Raw genomic sequence first — 16,481 nt, 5'->3', positions numbered from 1 at the left:
AGGGAGAGCCAGGATGACATCGCCCGTTGCCGGCCATGCCGACCGACCGGCCCCTGCGGATCGCCGGCGCGCAGGACCCGCGCCCGAAAGCGTCGGCGGCTAGGCCATGGCGCTGGAGACCTATCGCAAGAAGCGGGATTTCTCGGCGACGCCCGAGCCGCGCGGCGGGCGGCGGCGCAAGGCTGGCAACGCCTTCGTCATCCAGAAACATGCCGCGACCCGGCTGCATTACGACTTCCGGCTGGAGCTGGACGGCGTGCTGAAAAGCTGGGCCGTCGCCAAGGGCCCCAGCCTGGTGTCCGGCGAAAAGCGCCTGGCGGTGCATGTCGAGGACCATCCGCTGGAATACGGCGATTTCGAAGGCACCATCCCCAAGGGCGAATATGGCGGCGGCACCGTCATCCTGTGGGATCGCGGCACCTGGACGCCCGAGGGCGATCCGCATCAGGGCTATGCCAAGGGCCATCTGGAATTCACGCTGCAGGGCGAAAAGCTGGGCGGGCGCTGGCATCTGGTCCGCATGCGCGGCAAGCCGCGCGAGAAGCGCGAGAACTGGCTGCTCATCAAGGGCGAGGACGATTTCGCGCGCGGCGAGGACGCGCCGGACATCCTCGACCAGCGACCGGAATCGGTCAAGACCGGCCGGGTGATCGCGGATGTCGCGGGCGAGGCGCCGGGCTGGTCCTCGAAGACCGGCCGCATCCGCAAATCGGCCGGCCGGGCGAAAAAGCCCGCTGCAGACCCCGACCCTCAGCCGCCCGAGCCCGCGGCGGTCAAGGGTGCGCGCAAGGCGCCGATGCCGGGCTTTATCGAGCCGATGCTGGCCACGCTGGTCTCGGCCGCGCCGCAGGGCGAACGCTGGCTGCACGAGATCAAGTTCGACGGCTACCGCCTGCTGGCCCGCATCGAGGCCGGGCGGGTCAAGCTTCTGACCCGCAGCGGGCTGGACTGGACCGCGCGCTTCGGCAAGGCCGTGCCGGCGGCGCTGCGCGACCTGCCCGCCGGCGCCGCCATCCTCGACGGCGAGCTGGTGGTCGAGACCGATGCCGGCGCCTCGGATTTCTCGGCGCTTCAGGCCGATCTGAGCGCCGGCCGCGCCGATCGCTTCGTGTTCTACGCCTTCGACCTGCTGCATCTGGACGGCTACGACCTGCGCGCCGTGCCCCTGGTCGAGCGCAAGGCGCTGCTGGCGCGGCTTCTGGGCGAGGCCGCCGGCATCCTGCGCCTGAGCAGCCATTTCGAGGAAAGCGGCGCGCTGGTCCTGCGCCATGCCTGCCGGCTGAGCCTGGAGGGGATCGTGTCGAAGCTGCGCGACAGCCCCTATCGCTCCGGGCGCGGCCGGTCCTGGGTCAAGTCGAAATGCTCGGCCCGGCAGGAATTCGTCGTGGCAGGCTACGTGCCCTCCTCGGTATCGCGCAGGGCCATCGGCTCGCTGATCCTCGGCGTTTACGAGAATGGCGAATTGCAGCATGTCGGCCGGGTCGGCACCGGGTTTTCCGGCGCCGTGGCCGAGGATCTGTTCCGCCGGCTGGACCGGATGCGCATCCCAAAAAGCCCCTTCGCCGCCCGCCTGACGGCGGAGGAGGCGCGGCAGGCCCGCTATGTCCGCCCCGAGCTGGTGGCCGAGGTCGAGTTCCGCGCCTGGACCGCCGACGGCCACCTGCGCCACGCCTCGTTCCGCGGCCTGCGCGAGGACAAGCCCGCGACCGAGATCGTGCGCGAGACCGCCAGGCCCGCCGCGAAGCCCCCTGCCCCGCAGCGCCGCCGGGTGCGGCTGACCCACCCGGACCGGCTTTACTGGCCCGAGGAAGGCGTCACGAAAGAAGGGCTCGCCGACTATTACGCCGAGATCTGGCGCCATATCGCGCCCTGGATCACCGGCCGGCCGCTGGCGCTGCTGCGCTGCCCGAACGGCATCGCGGGCGAGAAATTCTTCCAGAAACACGCCTGGAAGGGACTCAGCCCGCATATCGTCCAGGTGCAGGATCCCAAGGACCCCGCCGGCGAGCCGCTGATCGCGATCGAGGACCTGGACGGGCTGATGGGGCTGGTGCAATCCGCGGCGCTGGAGATCCACCCCTGGGGCGCGACCATCGCCGATTGGGAGCGCCCCGACATGATCACCATGGACCTCGATCCGGGCGAGGCGGTGGAATGGCCCGCCGTGGTCGCGGCCGCGCGCGAACTGCGCCAGCGGCTGGAGGACCACGGCCTCGCCGCTTTCGTCAAGACCTCGGGCGGCAAGGGGCTGCATGTCGTCGCGCCCCTGCGGCCGGGGGCGGAATGGCCGGCAATCAAGACCTTCACCAAGGCGCTGGCCGATGCCATGGCCGCCGACGATCCGGACCGCTACGTCTCGACCATCAGCAAGGCCAAGCGGCGCGGCAAGATCCTGATCGACTATCTGCGCAACCAGCGCGGCGCCACCGCCGTCGCCGCCTATTCCACCCGCGCCCGGCCCGGCGCCGCCGTCTCGGCGCCGCTGCGCTGGGACGAGCTTGACGCCGGCATCGGCCCGGCCTGGTTCACCCTGCAGAACATGCCGACGCGGCTGGCAACGCTCGCCTCGGATCCGTGGGAGGGCTTCCGCGCCGCCGCCGCACCGCTGGAAGCGCCGCGCACCCGGCGCAGGAAGGCCGGCTAGCGCCGCCGGCCCTTGCTTTCCGAGGCGATGCTTTTCTTCAGCGCATCCATGATGTTGATGACATTGCCCGGCGCGGCGGGCTTCTCGGCCTTCGGTTTCGCCGCCCGCTTGCGCCCCTTGGTCTTGGCGGCGATGATCTCCAGAAGCTTGTCCTGCACCGGGTCGGCGACCATGGCCGGGTCCCAGGGCGCGCTGCGCTCGTCGATCAGCCGGGTGACCAGCTTCAGCAGCCCGGCATCGACCTTCCCCTCGCCGATCTGGTCGAAATAATCGGCCTCGGGCCGCACCTCGTCGCCATAGCGCAGGGTCCAGAGCACGATGCCCTTGTCGCGCGGCTCCAGCATCACCGCGCGTTCGCGGCGATAAAGCACCAGCCGCGAGATGCCCACCGTCCCGGTCGAGCCCATGGCGTCGCGGATCACGCAATAGGCCTCTTCGCCGATGGGATCGTCGGGGATCAGGTAATGCGGCTTGTCATACCAGATCCAGCCGATGGAATCCGAGGGCACGAACATGTCGATGTCGATGGTCCGGGTGCTTTCCAGCGCCACCGCCTCGATCTCGTCATCCTCCAGCAGCACATGCTCGTCCTCGCCCCGGGGATAGCCCTTGACCTCGTCCTCCTCGGCCACGGGCTTGCCGGTTTCGGCATCGACATAGCGGCTGAGGACGCGATTGCCGGTTTTCGCATTCAGGGTGTGGAAGCGAACCTTCTCGCCCTCGCCGGTGGCCGGCATCATCGAGACCGGACAGGTGACCAGCGACAGCTTCAGATAGCCTTTCCAGAACGAACGCGGCGCCATCAGGGTTCGTCGCGTATCGGCCCGTCATCCGGGCGCCGGTCGGGCAGGTCGTCGTCCTCCTCCGCGCCCTCGCGATTGCCGACATGGTCGTGGTGCTGCTGGTTCTGCACATGCCGGCTGTCCAGCCCGCGCTGCTGGGAATGCCGCGCGGTGTCGCGGTTGGACAGGACCTCGTTCTCGGGCAGGCCCTCGGCCGTGTCCGGGGTCATGCCGCCCGAGGCGTCGCCCTTGCCCTGATCCTGCTGCCCTGCCCCGAATTTCTTGCGGCTTGCATGGGCCATGAGGCTTTCCTCCTGCATCTGGAATCGTGATGCCGGCTCAACCCCGGACAGGCCGCAATGTTCCCGCCGAGGGCCGGCCCGACGGCGGCGCGGTCTCACAGCTTTCGCTGCCGGGCGTGAGGGTCGAGCTGGTCGAGCTGCCGGCTGCGGACGCGCGGCGGCGATTACGGTCGCGACGTCCGGCGCAACCTGATCACCGGGGCGGTGCTGGACGAGGCCGACCCGACAACGGCGCGCGCGCTGGCGCTGCGCCTTGGCCAGCAGATGGACGAGGCGTTGGCCGGCAGCGACACGCTGGTCACCGCGACGACGTTGCAGACCGCGCCGGCCTTTGCCGGTTTTGCCGATGGCGCGGCCTGGACACCGGTGCGGACCCTGCCCTTCAACCTGACCGGGCATCCGGCGATCAGCCTGCCCTGCGGCATGGCGGGCGGATTGCCCATCTGCATGCAGATCGTCGGCCGCCATCGCGACGAGGCTGGCCGAGGCGTGAGCCCCGCATCTTGGCTTCCCCGCCCTCGGTCGTGGTCCGGGACGAGATCGAGGGCCCTGCCCAAGGGCCGGGCGACAGACCTGCTCGCCGGACAGGGCCGGGTTCTGGCTGCGCCTTGCCTTGCGGATAACATTTCAGGAAGGAAATTGCGCGGATGGCCTGTAAGCCGGATTTTGTTCCGGGGTCGCCCCCTTCGATGACCATTCCTCTGGCCCCGCCATTGCTGACGGGATCTAGCTGCCAACCCGGACCTGCTGGGGCGAAGGCGGCCCTGTCTTGCGACGCGCGGTCCCTATTCGGCATTGCTCCCGGTGGGGCTTGCCGTGCCGGGACTGTTGCCAGCCCGGCGGTGGGCTCTTACCCCACCGTTTCACCCTTGCCCATGCACGCATGGGCGGTCTCTTCTCTGTGGCGCTTTCCCTGGGGTTGCCCCCGCCGGGCGTTACCCGGCACCGTGCCTTCATGGAGTCCGGACTTTCCTCGACGTTGCCGCCGCGGTCATCCGGCCATCCGCGCGAGGTTGAGATAGGCCCTGGCGCGCGAAGGGTCAAGCGCCGGGGTGGCGGCACGGGTGCAGGGGTATTTGGAAAACAGAGAAGCCATGGGCGCCGCGCCCTGCTTCTTCGTTCTGCAAATACCCATCTTGCGATGTCGGCCGCCGGCGATCCGGTCAGGACTCGGGCCAGTTTCGGGCGATGCTGGGCAGGCTGTCCTCGATCCAGTCGAGCAGCGCGCCGACGCGGGCCGCCGCCTGCTGGCCCAAGGGCGTCAGCTCGTATTCCACATGCGGCGGCACGGTGCCGAAGTCGCGGCGCAACACCATGCCGTCGGTTTCCAGCCCCTGCAGGGTCTGCGCCAGCATCCGCTCGCTGACGCCGCCGATACGCTTGCGCAAGCCGCCGAAGCGTTGCGGGCCGCCGCTCAGCGCCCACAGCACCAGCATGCCCCAGCGCCCGGTCAGGCGCCGCAGCACGTCGCGCGACGGGCATTCCGCCGCCAACAGGTTTCCGCGCTGGACATTTTGCATACTAACATTTCCGTTCGTACTTACGGATCGTAAGTTAGGCACCTATCTTGCCCGGCGCAAGAAGGAGAAACCCCATGACCATTGCCGTCACCGGAGCCACCGGCCAGCTGGGCCGCCTGACCATCGAGAAGCTGAAGACCCTGCTGCCCGCGGGCGAGATCGTCGCCCTGGCGCGCTCGCCGGAAAAGGCCGAGCTGGGCGTCGAGACCCGCGCCTTCGACTATGACCGGCCCGAGACGCTGGCGCCGGCGCTGGCGGGCGTCGCGCGGCTGGTACTGATTTCCTCGAGCGAGGTCGGCAAGCGCGAAGCGCAGCACCGCGCCGTGATCGCGGCGGCCAAGGCCGCCGGCGTCGGGCAGATCATCTATACCAGTCTGCTGCATGCCGACCGCTCGCCCCTGTCGCTGGCGGGCGAGCATGTGGCGACCGAGGCGGCGCTGGCCGAATCCGGCATTCCGCATGTGATCCTGCGCAATGGCTGGTATGCCGAGAATTATACCGGCGCGGTTCCGGCCGCCTTGCAGCACGGCGCGCTGATCGGGGCGGCGGGCGCGGGCCGGATCTCGGGCGCGGCGCGGGCGGATTATGCCGATGCCGCAGCGATCGTGGCCGCGGATGGCAGCCATGCCGGCAAGACCTATGAACTGGCCGGCGACAGCGCCTGGACGCTGACCGATCTTGCCGCCGAGGTCTCGCGCCAGAGCGGCAAGGACATCCCCTATCGCAACCTCTCCGAGGCGGATCATGCCGCGGCGCTGGTCGGGGCCGGGCTGCCGGAGGGGCTGGCGGCGACAATCGCCGGCTGGGACGTGGGCGCAAGCCAGGGCGCGCTGTTCGACGATGGCCGGCAGCTGTCGGCGCTGATCGGACGGCCGACCACGCCCTTGGCGGATGTGGTGCGGGCCGCGCTCTAGAACGGCACGTCGTCGGTGGACGCGCCCGACGAGCCGCCCGAGGCGGGCTGCACATAGCCCGCCTTGATGGTCTTGAAGCCGGTCGGGAATTCGACGGTCAGCGTGTCCTCGGCAATGCCCATGACCGTGCCGTTGCCGAATTTCTGGTGGAACACCCGGTCGCCGACCGCAAACCGCGCCGCCGGCTCGGCATCGATCACCACCGGCGTGCGGTGCACGGGCTGCGCCCGCTGGGCGGAGCGTTCCTGCATCCGCTTCCAGCCCGGCGAATTGTAGACATCCGCCCGCGCCGCGCGTTCGTGCATCACCGATTGCGCAAAGGGCTGGGCCGCCGCACCATAGCCGCCGCCATAAAGGCCGGGCGGCGTCAGCACCTCGACATGATCCTCGGGCAGTTCGTCGATGAAGCGCGAGGGCAGCGACGACTGCCATTGCCCATACATCCGGCGGTTGCCGGCGAAGCTGATCGTCACCAGTTCCTCGCCGCGGGTGATGCCGACATAGGCCAGGCGACGCTCTTCCTCGAGCCCCTTCATGCCCGACTCGTCCATGCTGCGCTGGCTGGGGAACAGCCCGTCCTCCCATCCCGGCAGGAAGACGATGGGATATTCCAGCCCCTTGGCGGCGTGCAGCGTCATGATCGAGACCTGCTCGGCCTGCTCGCCCTTGTCATTGTCCATGACCAGCGCGACATGTTCGAGGAAACCCTGGAGGTTCTCGAATTCCTCAAGCGCCTTGACCAGTTCCTTCAGGTTGTCCAGCCGCCCCGGCGCATCGGGCGACTTGTCGTTCTGCCACATGGCGGTATAGCCGGATTCGTCCAGGATGCGCTCGGCCAGCTCGACATGGTTCACCGAGGCGTCCAGCGCATCGGCATGCCAGCGGCCCATGGCCTCGGTGAACTGCCGCAGCGCCCCTGCCCCCTTGCCGCCAAGCGCGCCGGTGGCGACGGCCGAGGCCGCGCCTTCCAGAAGCGACAGGCCGCGTTCCCGCGCCTCGATCTGGATCTTCTGCACCGCCTTGTCGCCCAAGCCGCGCTTGGGCACGTTCACGATGCGCTCGAAGGCCAGGTCGTCGGTGGGGCTGACCGCCAGCCGGAAATAGGCCATGGCATCGCGGATCTCGGCCCGCTCGTAGAAGCGCGGACCGCCGATCACCCGGTAAGGCAATCCGATGGTCATGAAGCGGTCCTCGAAGGCCCGCATCTGGTGGCTGGCGCGCACGAGGATGGCGATGTCGTTCAGGCTGCGCTGGCCGATGCTGTGACGATGGCCGCCGTGGAAGGCCTCGATCTCCTCGCCGATCCAGCGCGCCTCGGCCTCGCTGTCCCAATGGCCGATCAGGCGGACGCGCTCGCCCTCCTCGGCCTCGGTCCACAGCGTCTTGCCCAGCCGGCCCTTGTTGGCCGCGATCAGCCCCGAGGCGGCGGCGAGGATATGCGGGGTCGAGCGATAGTTCTGTTCCAGCCGGATCACCTGCGCGCCGGGGAAATCGCTTTCGAAGCGCAGGATATTGCCGACCTCGGCGCCGCGCCAGCCATAGATCGACTGGTCGTCGTCGCCGACGCAGCAGATGTTGCGATGCGCCTGGGCCAGCAGCCGCAGCCACATGTATTGCGCGACGTTGGTGTCCTGGTATTCGTCCACGAGGATATAGCGGAAACGGTCCTGCCAGGCCCGCAGCACGTCGGGATGCGCCTGGAACAGGTTGACGCAATGCATCAGCAGGTCGCCGAAATCGACCGCGTTCAGTTCCAGCAACCGGCGCTGATAGGCGGCGTAAAGCCGCCCACCGCGGCCGTCGAAGGCGCGTTCCTCGCCCTTGGGCAGCTTTGCCGGGGACAGGCAGCGGTTCTTCCAGCCGTCGATCAGATGCGCGAGCTGCCGCGCCGGCCAGCGCTTTTCGTCTATGTTCTCGGCCTGGATCAGTTGCTTCAGCAGCCGGATCTGGTCGTCGGTGTCGAGGATGGTGAAGCTGGGCTTCAGGTGCAGCTCGCCGTCGCCGATCAGTTCGGCATGGCGGCGCAGGATCTTGACGCTAATCGAGTGGAAGGTGCCGAGCCAGGGCATGCCCTCGACCATCTCGCCCAGGAGCCGGCCGATGCGGTCCTTCATCTCGCGCGCGGCCTTGTTGGTGAAGGTCACGGCCAGGATCTGTCCGGGCCGGGCGAGGCCCAGGTTCAGCAGATGCGCGATGCGCGTGGTCAGCGCCCGGGTCTTGCCGGTGCCGGCACCGGCCAGCAGCAGGACCGGGCCGTCCAGCGCCTCGACGGCCGCGCGTTGCGCCGGGTTCAACCCATCCAGATAGGGCGTCGGCCGTGCGCCCATGGCACGCTGGGACAGCGGCCCTTTCTGCGGCACCGGCGCGGCTGCGGCCTCGAAGGCATCCGAGTCGTCGAAATTGCTCATGCCCGCACCATAGCCACTGCCGGCGCGTCGGGAAAGCCCGTGTTCACGCCTTGTTCACATCAGGCCCGCAAACCGGCGAAGATCGCGGGGTCCAGGCTGGCATGGGCGAAGGTCTCGCCCTGGGTCAGCACCGAGACCGCGTCATGCGAATGCAGCGATTCCTGGTGGCTGGCGACGACGCGGAAATCGCCGATGCGCGGCTCGGCCATCAGTTCGGCGGCAAAGGCGCGCACCGCATCCTCGACGAAGATCGGATTGGCGGCGTTCAGCTCGGCAAAGGCCTGTTCGTCCTCGCGCTTGACCATGACCTGGGTTTCGGTGGCGACGGCGCGGCGGCACAGCGCCACCATGTCCTCGAACCAGAGCGTGTCGCCCTGCATCACCACCGAGATCCGGGCGATGCTGCGCTGCGAATGCGGCGTGGCCAGCTGGCCGCGCATCTGCCGGGCATGTTCGCTGAGTTCCAGCGAGCAGGGGCAGGTCGAGGAATAGACATAGTCGAAATGCATGATCCGCAGCCGTTGTCCGGCCTTTTCGACCAGTTCCAGCGCGATGTCGTAATATTGCCAGCCCGACAGGCCCGAACGCAGCGATTCGACCCGCATCGGATAGCTGAGCCGCATCTGGATGCGGGCGTCGAAACTGTCCAGGTCGGATTTGTAATCCTCGAGCGCCGCCTCGAGCACGCCCATCGAGAACTGCTTTTCCGCATGGGCGTAGAACGAGCGCATGATGCGGCTCATGTTGATGCCCTTGCGGTCGGCCTCCAGGCTGACGGTGCCGGTGACCGAGGTCTCCAGCGTGATCTCGCCGCCGTGATCCGCCGAATCGGGCGGGGTCTGGTAGCGGATGGGCAGGCGGAAATTCGAGATGCCGACATGCTGGATCGGCGCGCGGGCGCCGACGATCAGGCTGGCCGGACCGTTCTGCAGGTCCGGCAGGCTGGCCTTGTAGCTGTCGTCGACCCGGAAATCGGCCGGATATTCGCGGTTCAGCGCCGGATAGGCGCGGTCGGTGGCAACGGGGCGGGCCTCGGTCATGGTCGTCCTCGCTTGGCGGTCGGCAACAATCTGGGGACTCGGGACCAGAAAGGAAAGAGGCACCCGGCAAGTTCGGGTGCCCCCTGTATCAGGCCAGCGACTGGCGGATGTCCGCGATCAGGTCTCCGGCATCCTCCAGCCCGATGGACAGGCGCAGCAGGCCGGGCGTGATGCCAAGGCCCAGCCGCACCTCTTCGGACAGGCGCTGGTGCGTGGTGGTGGCGGGATGGGTGACGATGGATTTCGCATCGCCCAGGTTGTTCGAGATCTGGAAGATGCGCATGCGGTTCATCGCCGCGAAGGCCGCCTCCTTGCTGCCCAGGTCGATGGCGACCATGGTGCCGCCCGCCCCCATCTGGCGCTGCACCAGGTCGTGCTGCGGGTGATCGGCCAGGCCGGGATAGATCACCCGGGCAAGCTTCGGCTCGGCCTTCAGCTCGGTCGCGATGCGCAGCGCGCTGTCGGTCTGGGCGCGCACCCGCAGCTCCATCGTCGCCAGCCCGTTCAGCATCATCCAGGCGTTGAAGGGGCTGATCGCGCCGCCGGTATGCTTCAGATAGGGCTCGGCCACCTCGCGCACGAACTGGCGCGTGCCGCAGATCACCCCGCCCAGGCAGCGGCCCGAGCCATCGATATGCTTGGTCGCGGAATAGACCACCACGTCGGCGCCCTGTTCGACGGCGCGGGAAAAGACCGGGGTGGCGAAGACATTGTCCACCACCACCAGCGCCCCGACCGCATGGGCCAGGTCCGCCACGCCGGCGATATCCACCACCTCCAGCGTCGGATTCGACACCGACTCGAAGAATACCGCCTTCGTGCCGGGCCGGATCGCGGCGCGCCATTGCTCCAGATCGGTGCCGTCCACATAGGAGACCTCGACCCCGAAGCGGGCCAGCACGTCGAGCACATAGAGGCAGGAGCCGAACAGCGCCCGCGACGAGACGATGTGATCGCCCGGCTTGACGAAGCACATCAGCGCGCCGTTGACCGCCGCCATGCCGCTGGCGGTGGCGAAGGCGTCCTCGGTCCCCTCCAGATCGGCGATGCGGTCCTCGAACATGCGCGAGGTCGGGTTGCCGTAGCGGGCATAGATGAACTCGTCCGGGCCGGTCTGGATGAAGCGGGCCTCGGCCTGCTCGGCGCTGTCATAGGAGAAGCCCTGGGTCATGAACAGCGCCTCGGCCATCTCGCCATACTGGCTGCGCCGGATGCCGTGATGGACGGCGCGCGTGCGCGGATGCAGAGGCTGGTTCGACTCCTGGGCCTTCGACTCCTGGGACATGGGCTCGCTCCTGATGGTCAGGAGGTCCGGTTACTCCCGCCGGGCCAGCCGTGCAAGGGTGCAGCAGGCGCTATTCGCCGTCGCGGGGCTGGGCGTGGCGCTCGAACAGGCGGGAATTGGCGACGAAGAACACCACCATGATCGCCGGCAGGCCGAAGGTCTTGAAGTTCACCCAGGCGGTTTCCGACATCAGGCGCCAGACCGCCTCGTTCGCGGCGGCAAGGCCCAAAAACAGCGCCACCATGCGCAGGGTCAGGATGCGCCAGCCCTCGGCATTCATCGGCAGGGCCTCGGACATGACCAGCTCCAGCCAGTTGCGGCGCCGGGCCAGGCTGATGCCCAGCAGGGCGGCGAAGATCAGGTAGATGATCGTCGGCTTCATCTTGAAGAAGCGGGGATCGTTCAGCCAGACCGACAACCCGCCGAAGACCACGACCAGCACCAGCGTGGCGATCTGCATGGGCGACAGCCTGCCCGTCAGCCGCCACAGCGCCAGGGTGCTGAGCACCAGCACCGGGATGAAGACCAGCGTCGCCAGGATGAAGCCGGAATAGTCCCGGCCCGCCAGCGTGACCGCATGGTCGCGGAAGCGCGAGAAGACGAGGAAGAACAGGATCAGCGGGCCGAATTCCAGCGCGGCCTTGAGCCAGGGATTGATCTTGCGGGCTTCGGTCAAGGCGGATTCCTCTTATGCTCGGGTGGCGGGGTTTTGCCCCGAGGGCGGCCGCGGCGCAAGCGGCGCGTCAGTCCAGCCGGATCGCCGCCAGGATCGGACCGCTGGCCGAGCGCGGATCGCCCTGCCCCAGCTCCTGCGCCAGGATGGCGTGGCGGGTATCGTCGGGAAAGTCGGCGCTGTTCTGGCTGTCGCGCCTGACGGTCATGCGCAGGGGCGTGCGGCCGTCCCATTCGGCGATGCGTTCGGCGGCCAGCACCACGTTGCGGTAGTCCAGCGCGATGCCGCGATTCTCTCCGGCCTTGATCGCGACCTTGCGATGCGGCGCATAGCGCACCAGGATGATCGCCACCCGGTCGGCGATGGGGCCGCGCGGCGTCAGCTCGATGCGGTAGCCCTCCTTGCCCGGGCTGGAGGAGACCATGACCGGCGCCGGGCGCGCCATCTGGGTCTGCAGCAGGCCCATCAGCTCGGCCGGACGCAGCGCGATCAGCGTATCGGTGCCGCCGACGATCAGTTGCGGGGTATAGATCGCCCGCTCGCCGGTCTGATGGGCATAGGCCTGCTGGCGGCGGGTGAATTCCGGCCGGGCGAAATCATCGGCCCAGCCGAGATAATCCCAGTAATCGACATGCCATGACAGCGCCAGCACGTCCTCGCGGTCGGCCAGATCCGCCAGCATCTCGTCCGCCGGCGGGCATGAGGAGCAGCCCTGCGAGGTGAAGAGCTCGACCACCACCGGCGGATGGCCCACCGGCCCCATCATGCGGCTGCGCGGCTGCGCCTCGGCGAAAGAGACGATGCCGGGCGCCGACAGCGTCTCGGGATGCATGGCGGGCGGCATCATCTCGGCCGGGACGCCGGGCGCGTCCTTGGGCGCCTCGATCAGGCCGATGACGCCGTCATCCTCTTCCTCCTCCGCAAAGGCCGGCGGCAAGGGCCAGTCCGAGACCTCGTCGGACAGGAAGTCCCGGTCCGGGCCGGGCATGGAGGAGGCCGCAGGCGCCGGCGCCGGACCGGCCGGGGCGTCCTGCGCCCATGCCGGCGCCGCCAGTCCGGCCAGCAGCATCCAGGCCGCGCAGGCCAGGCCCGGCCAGGATATCGCCCGTCTGTCCTGCCCCCGGTCCGTCATCTCGATGCGCGCTGCCGCCATTTTGTCCGTTTTCCCGGCCTTCCGATCCGCATCAGGTAAACCGCCCGGCACAGGAACGACAAATCAATGCTTTGTTAGCGCGCCGTTCCCGCCGTGTGACCGTGATGCAAAACCCACATCTTGCAAGTGCAGCGAAATTTTGGCATACAATTGCATACAAACCTTGTCCCGCCCCCTTGATCCCCATGCCGAAAAGGGGCAAATGACAGGCGGAACCGCCATTCAGCCACCTTTTTGCAAGGATAGGGAGCCGAGTCATGCCCATCGAAACCGGAACAGACACCGCAAAGACGCGCCGCCAGCTTCAGGTGGGCTCTCAGAGCTATGCCTATTACTCGATCGACGCCGCGACCCAGGCCGGCCTGGGCGATTTCTCGAAGCTGCCGGCCTCGCTGAAGGTGGTGCTGGAGAACCTGCTGCGCTTCGAGGACGGCGGCCGCACGGTCAGCGTGGAGGACATCAGGGCCTTCGCCGAGTGGGCGCGGCAAGGCGGTCAGAACCCGCGCGAGATCGCCTATCGCCCGGCCCGGGTGCTGATGCAGGACTTTACCGGTGTCCCGGCGGTGGTGGACCTGGCGGCGATGCGCGACGGCATCAAGGCGCTTGGCGGCGACGCGCAAAAGATCAATCCGCTGAACCCGGTGGACCTGGTCATCGACCATTCGGTGATGATCGACGATTTCGGCAATCCCCGCGCCTTCCAGCGCAATGTCGAGCTGGAATATGAACGGAACCTGGAACGCTACACCTTCCTGAAATGGGGCCAGAACGCGTTCAACAACTTCCGCGTGGTGCCGCCCGGCACCGGCATCTGCCATCAGGTGAACCTGGAATACCTGGCCCAGACCGTCTGGACCGATACCGACCAGGCGGGCGAGACCGTCGCCTATCCCGACACGCTGGTCGGCACCGACAGCCACACCACCATGGTCAACGGCCTGGCCGTGCTGGGCTGGGGCGTCGGCGGCATCGAGGCCGAGGCGGCGATGCTGGGCCAGCCGGTGTCGATGCTGATCCCCGAGGTCGTGGGCTTCAAGCTGACCGGCAGGATGATGGAGGGCACCACGGCGACCGACCTAGTGCTGAAGGTCGTGCAGATGCTGCGCAAGAAGGGCGTGGTCGGCAAGTTCGTCGAATTCTACGGCGAGGGGCTGGACCACCTGCCGCTGGCGGACCGCGCCACCATCGCCAACATGGCCCCCGAATACGGCGCCACCTGCGGCTTCTTCCCCATCGACAACGAGACGCTGCGCTACCTGCGCAACACCGGCCGCGACGAGGAGCGCATCGCCCTGGTCGAGGCCTATGCCAAGCAGAACGGCTTCTGGCGCGGCGCGGATTACGAGCCGATCTATACCGACACGCTGCATCTGGACATGAGCGACATCGTCCCGGCGATCTCGGGTCCGAAGCGCCCGCAGGACTACACGCCGCTGAACCTCGCCGCCCGGGCCTTCTACAAGACCGTGGCCGAATACCGCGGCGTGGACATGTCGGCCGCGGCCGAAGAGATGGTCGAGGAAGGCGGCGGCGTGGTCGCAGCCTCGGGCACCGACGTGCGCAAGACCGTGGCGGTCGAGGGCAAGGACTACACCATCCGCGACGGTTCGGTGGTGATCGCGGCGATCACCTCCTGCACCAACACCTCGAACCCCTATGTGATGATCGGCGCCGGCCTGGTGGCGCGCAAGGCGCGCGCGCTCGGCCTGACCCGCAAGCCCTGGGTCAAGACCTCGCTCGCGCCCGGCTCGCAGGTGGTGGGCGAATACCTGGAGGCAGCGGGTCTGCAGGAGGATCTGGACGCGCTCGGCTTCAACCTGGTCGGCTATGGCTGCACCACCTGCATCGGCAATTCGGGGCCCTTGGGCGATGCCGCGATCTCGAAGGCAATCCATGACAACGACCTGGTCGCGACCGCCGTGCTGTCGGGCAACCGCAACTTCGAGGGCCGCATCTCGCCCGACGTGCGTGCCAACTACCTGGCCTCGCCGCCGCTGGTCGTGGCCTATGCCATTGCCGGCGACGTGAACATCAACCTGACCAAGGACCCGATCGGCCAGACGCCCGAGGGCAAGGACGTCTACCTGAAGGACATCTGGCCGACCGCGCAGGAAGTCGCGGAACTGGTCGAGGCCACCGTCACCCGCGAGGCGTTCCAGAAGAAATATGCCGACGTGTTCAAGGGCGACGAGCGCTGGCAGGCGGTCGAGGTCACCGACAGCGAGACCTATGACTGGCCGCCGACCTCGACCTATATCCAGAACCCGCCCTATTTCCGCGGCATGTCCAAGGAGCCGGGCCAGATCGACGATATCCAGGGCGCCCGCATCCTGGCGATCCTGGGCGACATGATCACCACCGACCACATCTCGCCCGCCGGCTCGTTCAAGCCGACCACCCCGGCCGGCAAATACCTGACCGAGCGGCAGGTCGCGCCCAAGGACTTCAACAGCTACGGCTCGCGCCGCGGCAACCACGAAGTGATGATGCGCGGCACCTTCGCCAATATCCGCATCCGCAACGAGATGCTGGACGGGGTCGAGGGCGGCTATACCCTGGGCCCGGACGGGCAGCAGACCTCGATCTTCGACGCCTCGATGGCCTATCAGGCGCAGGGCACGCCGCTGGTCATCTTCGGCGGCGTCGAATACGGCGCCGGCTCGTCGCGCGACTGGGCGGCCAAGGGCACCAACCTGCTGGGCGTCAAGGCGGTCATCGCCGAGAGCTTCGAGCGCATCCACCGCTCGAACCTGGTCGGCATGGGTGTGATCCCCTTCGAGTTCACGGGCGGCGAGAACCGCAAGACCCTCGGGCTCAAGGGCGACGAGGTGATCTCGATCGACGGGCTGGCGGGCGAGTTCAAGCCGCTGTCGCAGGTCGCCTGCACCATCCGCTATGCCGATGGCAGCGAGAAGGTGATCCAGCTCAAGGCCCGGGTCGATACCGAGGTCGAGATCGAATATCTCGAAAACGGCGGCGTGCTGCATTACGTGCTGCGCAACCTGGCCAAGGCCTGATCCGCATCACGGGGCAAGTGTCGCGGGCCGTCCCTTCGGGGGCGGCCTTTTCGCTTGTGGGGCCGCTGCGGGAGTATTTGGAAAACGGTGAAGCGCCACGGGGCAGCGAGCATGGCTGCGCGGCACTATTCCTCGGCGCAATACCACATGGTTCCGCCCACGGCGGCCGAGCCGATGACCAGCGAGCCGACCGCCACCGGAGAGGCCGCCATGCCCATGGCCGCCGCCCCCGCTGCCTCCAGCGTGCCGACCATCTGGCCCGAGCCCGCCGCCAGGATCGCGGCGCCGGGCCGCTGCGTCACCGCGTCGTAGCCCGCCACCGCCAGCGCGTTGGCATTGCGGAAGGTCGCCTGCCGCGCCGAATTCACCCGCTCGCAGAAGGTCTTGCGGCACAGGGCGTTGCCCTTGCGCGGGCCTTTCTGCGCGCCGATATAGGTGTCGTTCTGCTTGTCCCAGAGCAGGCAATAGCTGCCGTCATCACCCATGGCGTTGCGCCGCAGGATCTCGCGCAGGGTGACATAGCCGGGGCACGAGATCCGTCCCCAACCCGAAAAGTTCTTCTCGAGCCGCCCGACATTCTCGCGGAATTCGGCATCGCGGACATAGTTGATCTCGGTCTTTTCGCCGGCGATGGAGGTCTCGCAGGTCCAGAGCCGCTCGTCCCTGGCGGGCTTCTCCTGCGCCGCAACGGGCAGCGCCAGCACCACCATCAAAACCGCCACAAGCCGCATCGCATCCTCCGA

The 16,481-nt window shown here is 68.0% G+C and carries 12 protein-coding genes, 1 other RNA gene and 1 pseudogene; 4 read left to right on the top strand and 10 right to left on the bottom strand.

Annotation, left to right across the window (positions count from 1 at the left end):
* Window positions 1-106 precede the first annotated feature (106 nt).
* A complete protein-coding gene (ligD, locus tag PARJ55_RS0108445; protein ID WP_028712641.1) occupies window positions 107-2,644 on the top strand; it encodes a DNA ligase D in 2,538 nt (845 codons plus the stop codon).
* Here ligD and PARJ55_RS0108440 read toward each other — a convergent pair.
* Both PARJ55_RS0108440 and PARJ55_RS21660 read right to left on the bottom strand, forming a co-directional pair.
* Entirely contained in the window at window positions 2,641-3,447 is an 807-nt protein-coding gene (locus tag PARJ55_RS0108440) for a Ku protein (protein WP_028712640.1), read from the bottom strand. The genes ligD and PARJ55_RS0108440 overlap by 4 nt on opposite strands.
* Window positions 3,447-3,728 (bottom strand): hypothetical protein, encoded by a 282-nt coding sequence (locus PARJ55_RS21660; RefSeq protein WP_198019328.1) that lies wholly within the window; start codon window positions 3,726-3,728, stop codon window positions 3,447-3,449. The genes PARJ55_RS0108440 and PARJ55_RS21660 overlap by 1 nt, the downstream gene beginning before the upstream one ends.
* Before the next feature lie 204 nt (window positions 3,729-3,932).
* Here PARJ55_RS21660 and PARJ55_RS24860 point away from each other — a divergent pair.
* A pseudogene (locus tag PARJ55_RS24860) lies at window positions 3,933-4,148 on the top strand (amidase); the annotation flags it as partial.
* Window positions 4,149-4,367: 219 nt separating this feature from the next.
* On the opposite strand, the gene rnpB reads toward PARJ55_RS24860, so the two are convergent.
* Window positions 4,368-4,735, bottom strand: an RNA gene (gene rnpB / locus PARJ55_RS22965) — RNase P RNA component class A.
* Between the two features lie 156 nt (window positions 4,736-4,891).
* Window positions 4,892-5,248, bottom strand: a complete 357-nt coding sequence (locus PARJ55_RS0108425) for a helix-turn-helix domain-containing protein (RefSeq protein WP_028712638.1) — start codon at window positions 5,246-5,248, stop codon at window positions 4,892-4,894.
* Between the two features lie 74 nt (window positions 5,249-5,322).
* Here PARJ55_RS0108425 and PARJ55_RS0108420 point away from each other — a divergent pair, with 74 nt between their 5' ends.
* A complete protein-coding gene (locus tag PARJ55_RS0108420; protein WP_028712637.1) occupies window positions 5,323-6,162 on the top strand; it encodes an NAD(P)H-binding protein in 840 nt (279 codons plus the stop codon).
* Here PARJ55_RS0108420 and PARJ55_RS0108415 read toward each other — a convergent pair.
* The 5 genes from PARJ55_RS0108415 to PARJ55_RS0108395 form a co-directional block, all read right to left on the bottom strand.
* Complete coding sequence (locus tag PARJ55_RS0108415) at window positions 6,159-8,570, bottom strand: ATP-dependent helicase (protein WP_028712636.1); 2,412 nt, start codon at window positions 8,568-8,570, stop codon at window positions 6,159-6,161. The genes PARJ55_RS0108420 and PARJ55_RS0108415 overlap by 4 nt on opposite strands.
* Before the next feature lie 59 nt (window positions 8,571-8,629).
* Window positions 8,630-9,673, bottom strand: coding sequence for a GTP cyclohydrolase FolE2 (gene folE2 / locus PARJ55_RS0108410; RefSeq protein ID WP_371255956.1), 1,044 nt, complete (start codon window positions 9,671-9,673; stop codon window positions 8,630-8,632).
* Window positions 9,674-9,698: 25 nt separating this feature from the next.
* On the bottom strand, window positions 9,699-10,895 hold the full coding sequence (gene metZ, locus PARJ55_RS0108405; protein ID WP_051416194.1) for an O-succinylhomoserine sulfhydrylase: 1,197 nt from the start codon (window positions 10,893-10,895) through the stop codon (window positions 9,699-9,701).
* Window positions 10,896-10,965: 70 nt separating this feature from the next.
* Window positions 10,966-11,571, bottom strand: a complete 606-nt coding sequence (locus PARJ55_RS0108400; protein ID WP_028712633.1) for an inner membrane-spanning protein YciB — start codon at window positions 11,569-11,571, stop codon at window positions 10,966-10,968.
* A gap of 67 nt (window positions 11,572-11,638) precedes the next feature.
* Complete coding sequence (locus PARJ55_RS0108395; protein ID WP_028712632.1) at window positions 11,639-12,721, bottom strand: thioredoxin family protein; 1,083 nt, start codon at window positions 12,719-12,721, stop codon at window positions 11,639-11,641.
* 257 nt (window positions 12,722-12,978) lie between these two features.
* On the opposite strand from PARJ55_RS0108395, the gene acnA reads away from it, so the two are divergent.
* Window positions 12,979-15,738, top strand: a complete 2,760-nt coding sequence (gene acnA / locus PARJ55_RS0108390) for an aconitate hydratase AcnA (protein WP_028712631.1) — start codon at window positions 12,979-12,981, stop codon at window positions 15,736-15,738.
* A 125-nt stretch (window positions 15,739-15,863) separates the two neighbouring features.
* Here the strand turns inward: acnA and PARJ55_RS0108385 are convergent, their stop codons facing one another.
* Window positions 15,864-16,469, bottom strand: coding sequence for a hypothetical protein (locus PARJ55_RS0108385; RefSeq protein ID WP_028712630.1), 606 nt, complete (start codon window positions 16,467-16,469; stop codon window positions 15,864-15,866).
* Window positions 16,470-16,481 lie beyond the last annotated feature (12 nt).

The sequence above is a fragment of the Paracoccus sp. J55 genome, from assembly GCF_000513975.1.
Taxonomy (GTDB): domain Bacteria; phylum Pseudomonadota; class Alphaproteobacteria; order Rhodobacterales; family Rhodobacteraceae; genus Paracoccus.
The sequence above is the reverse complement of the archived record's forward strand: the minus strand, read 5'-3'. Positions and strand labels throughout refer to the sequence as shown.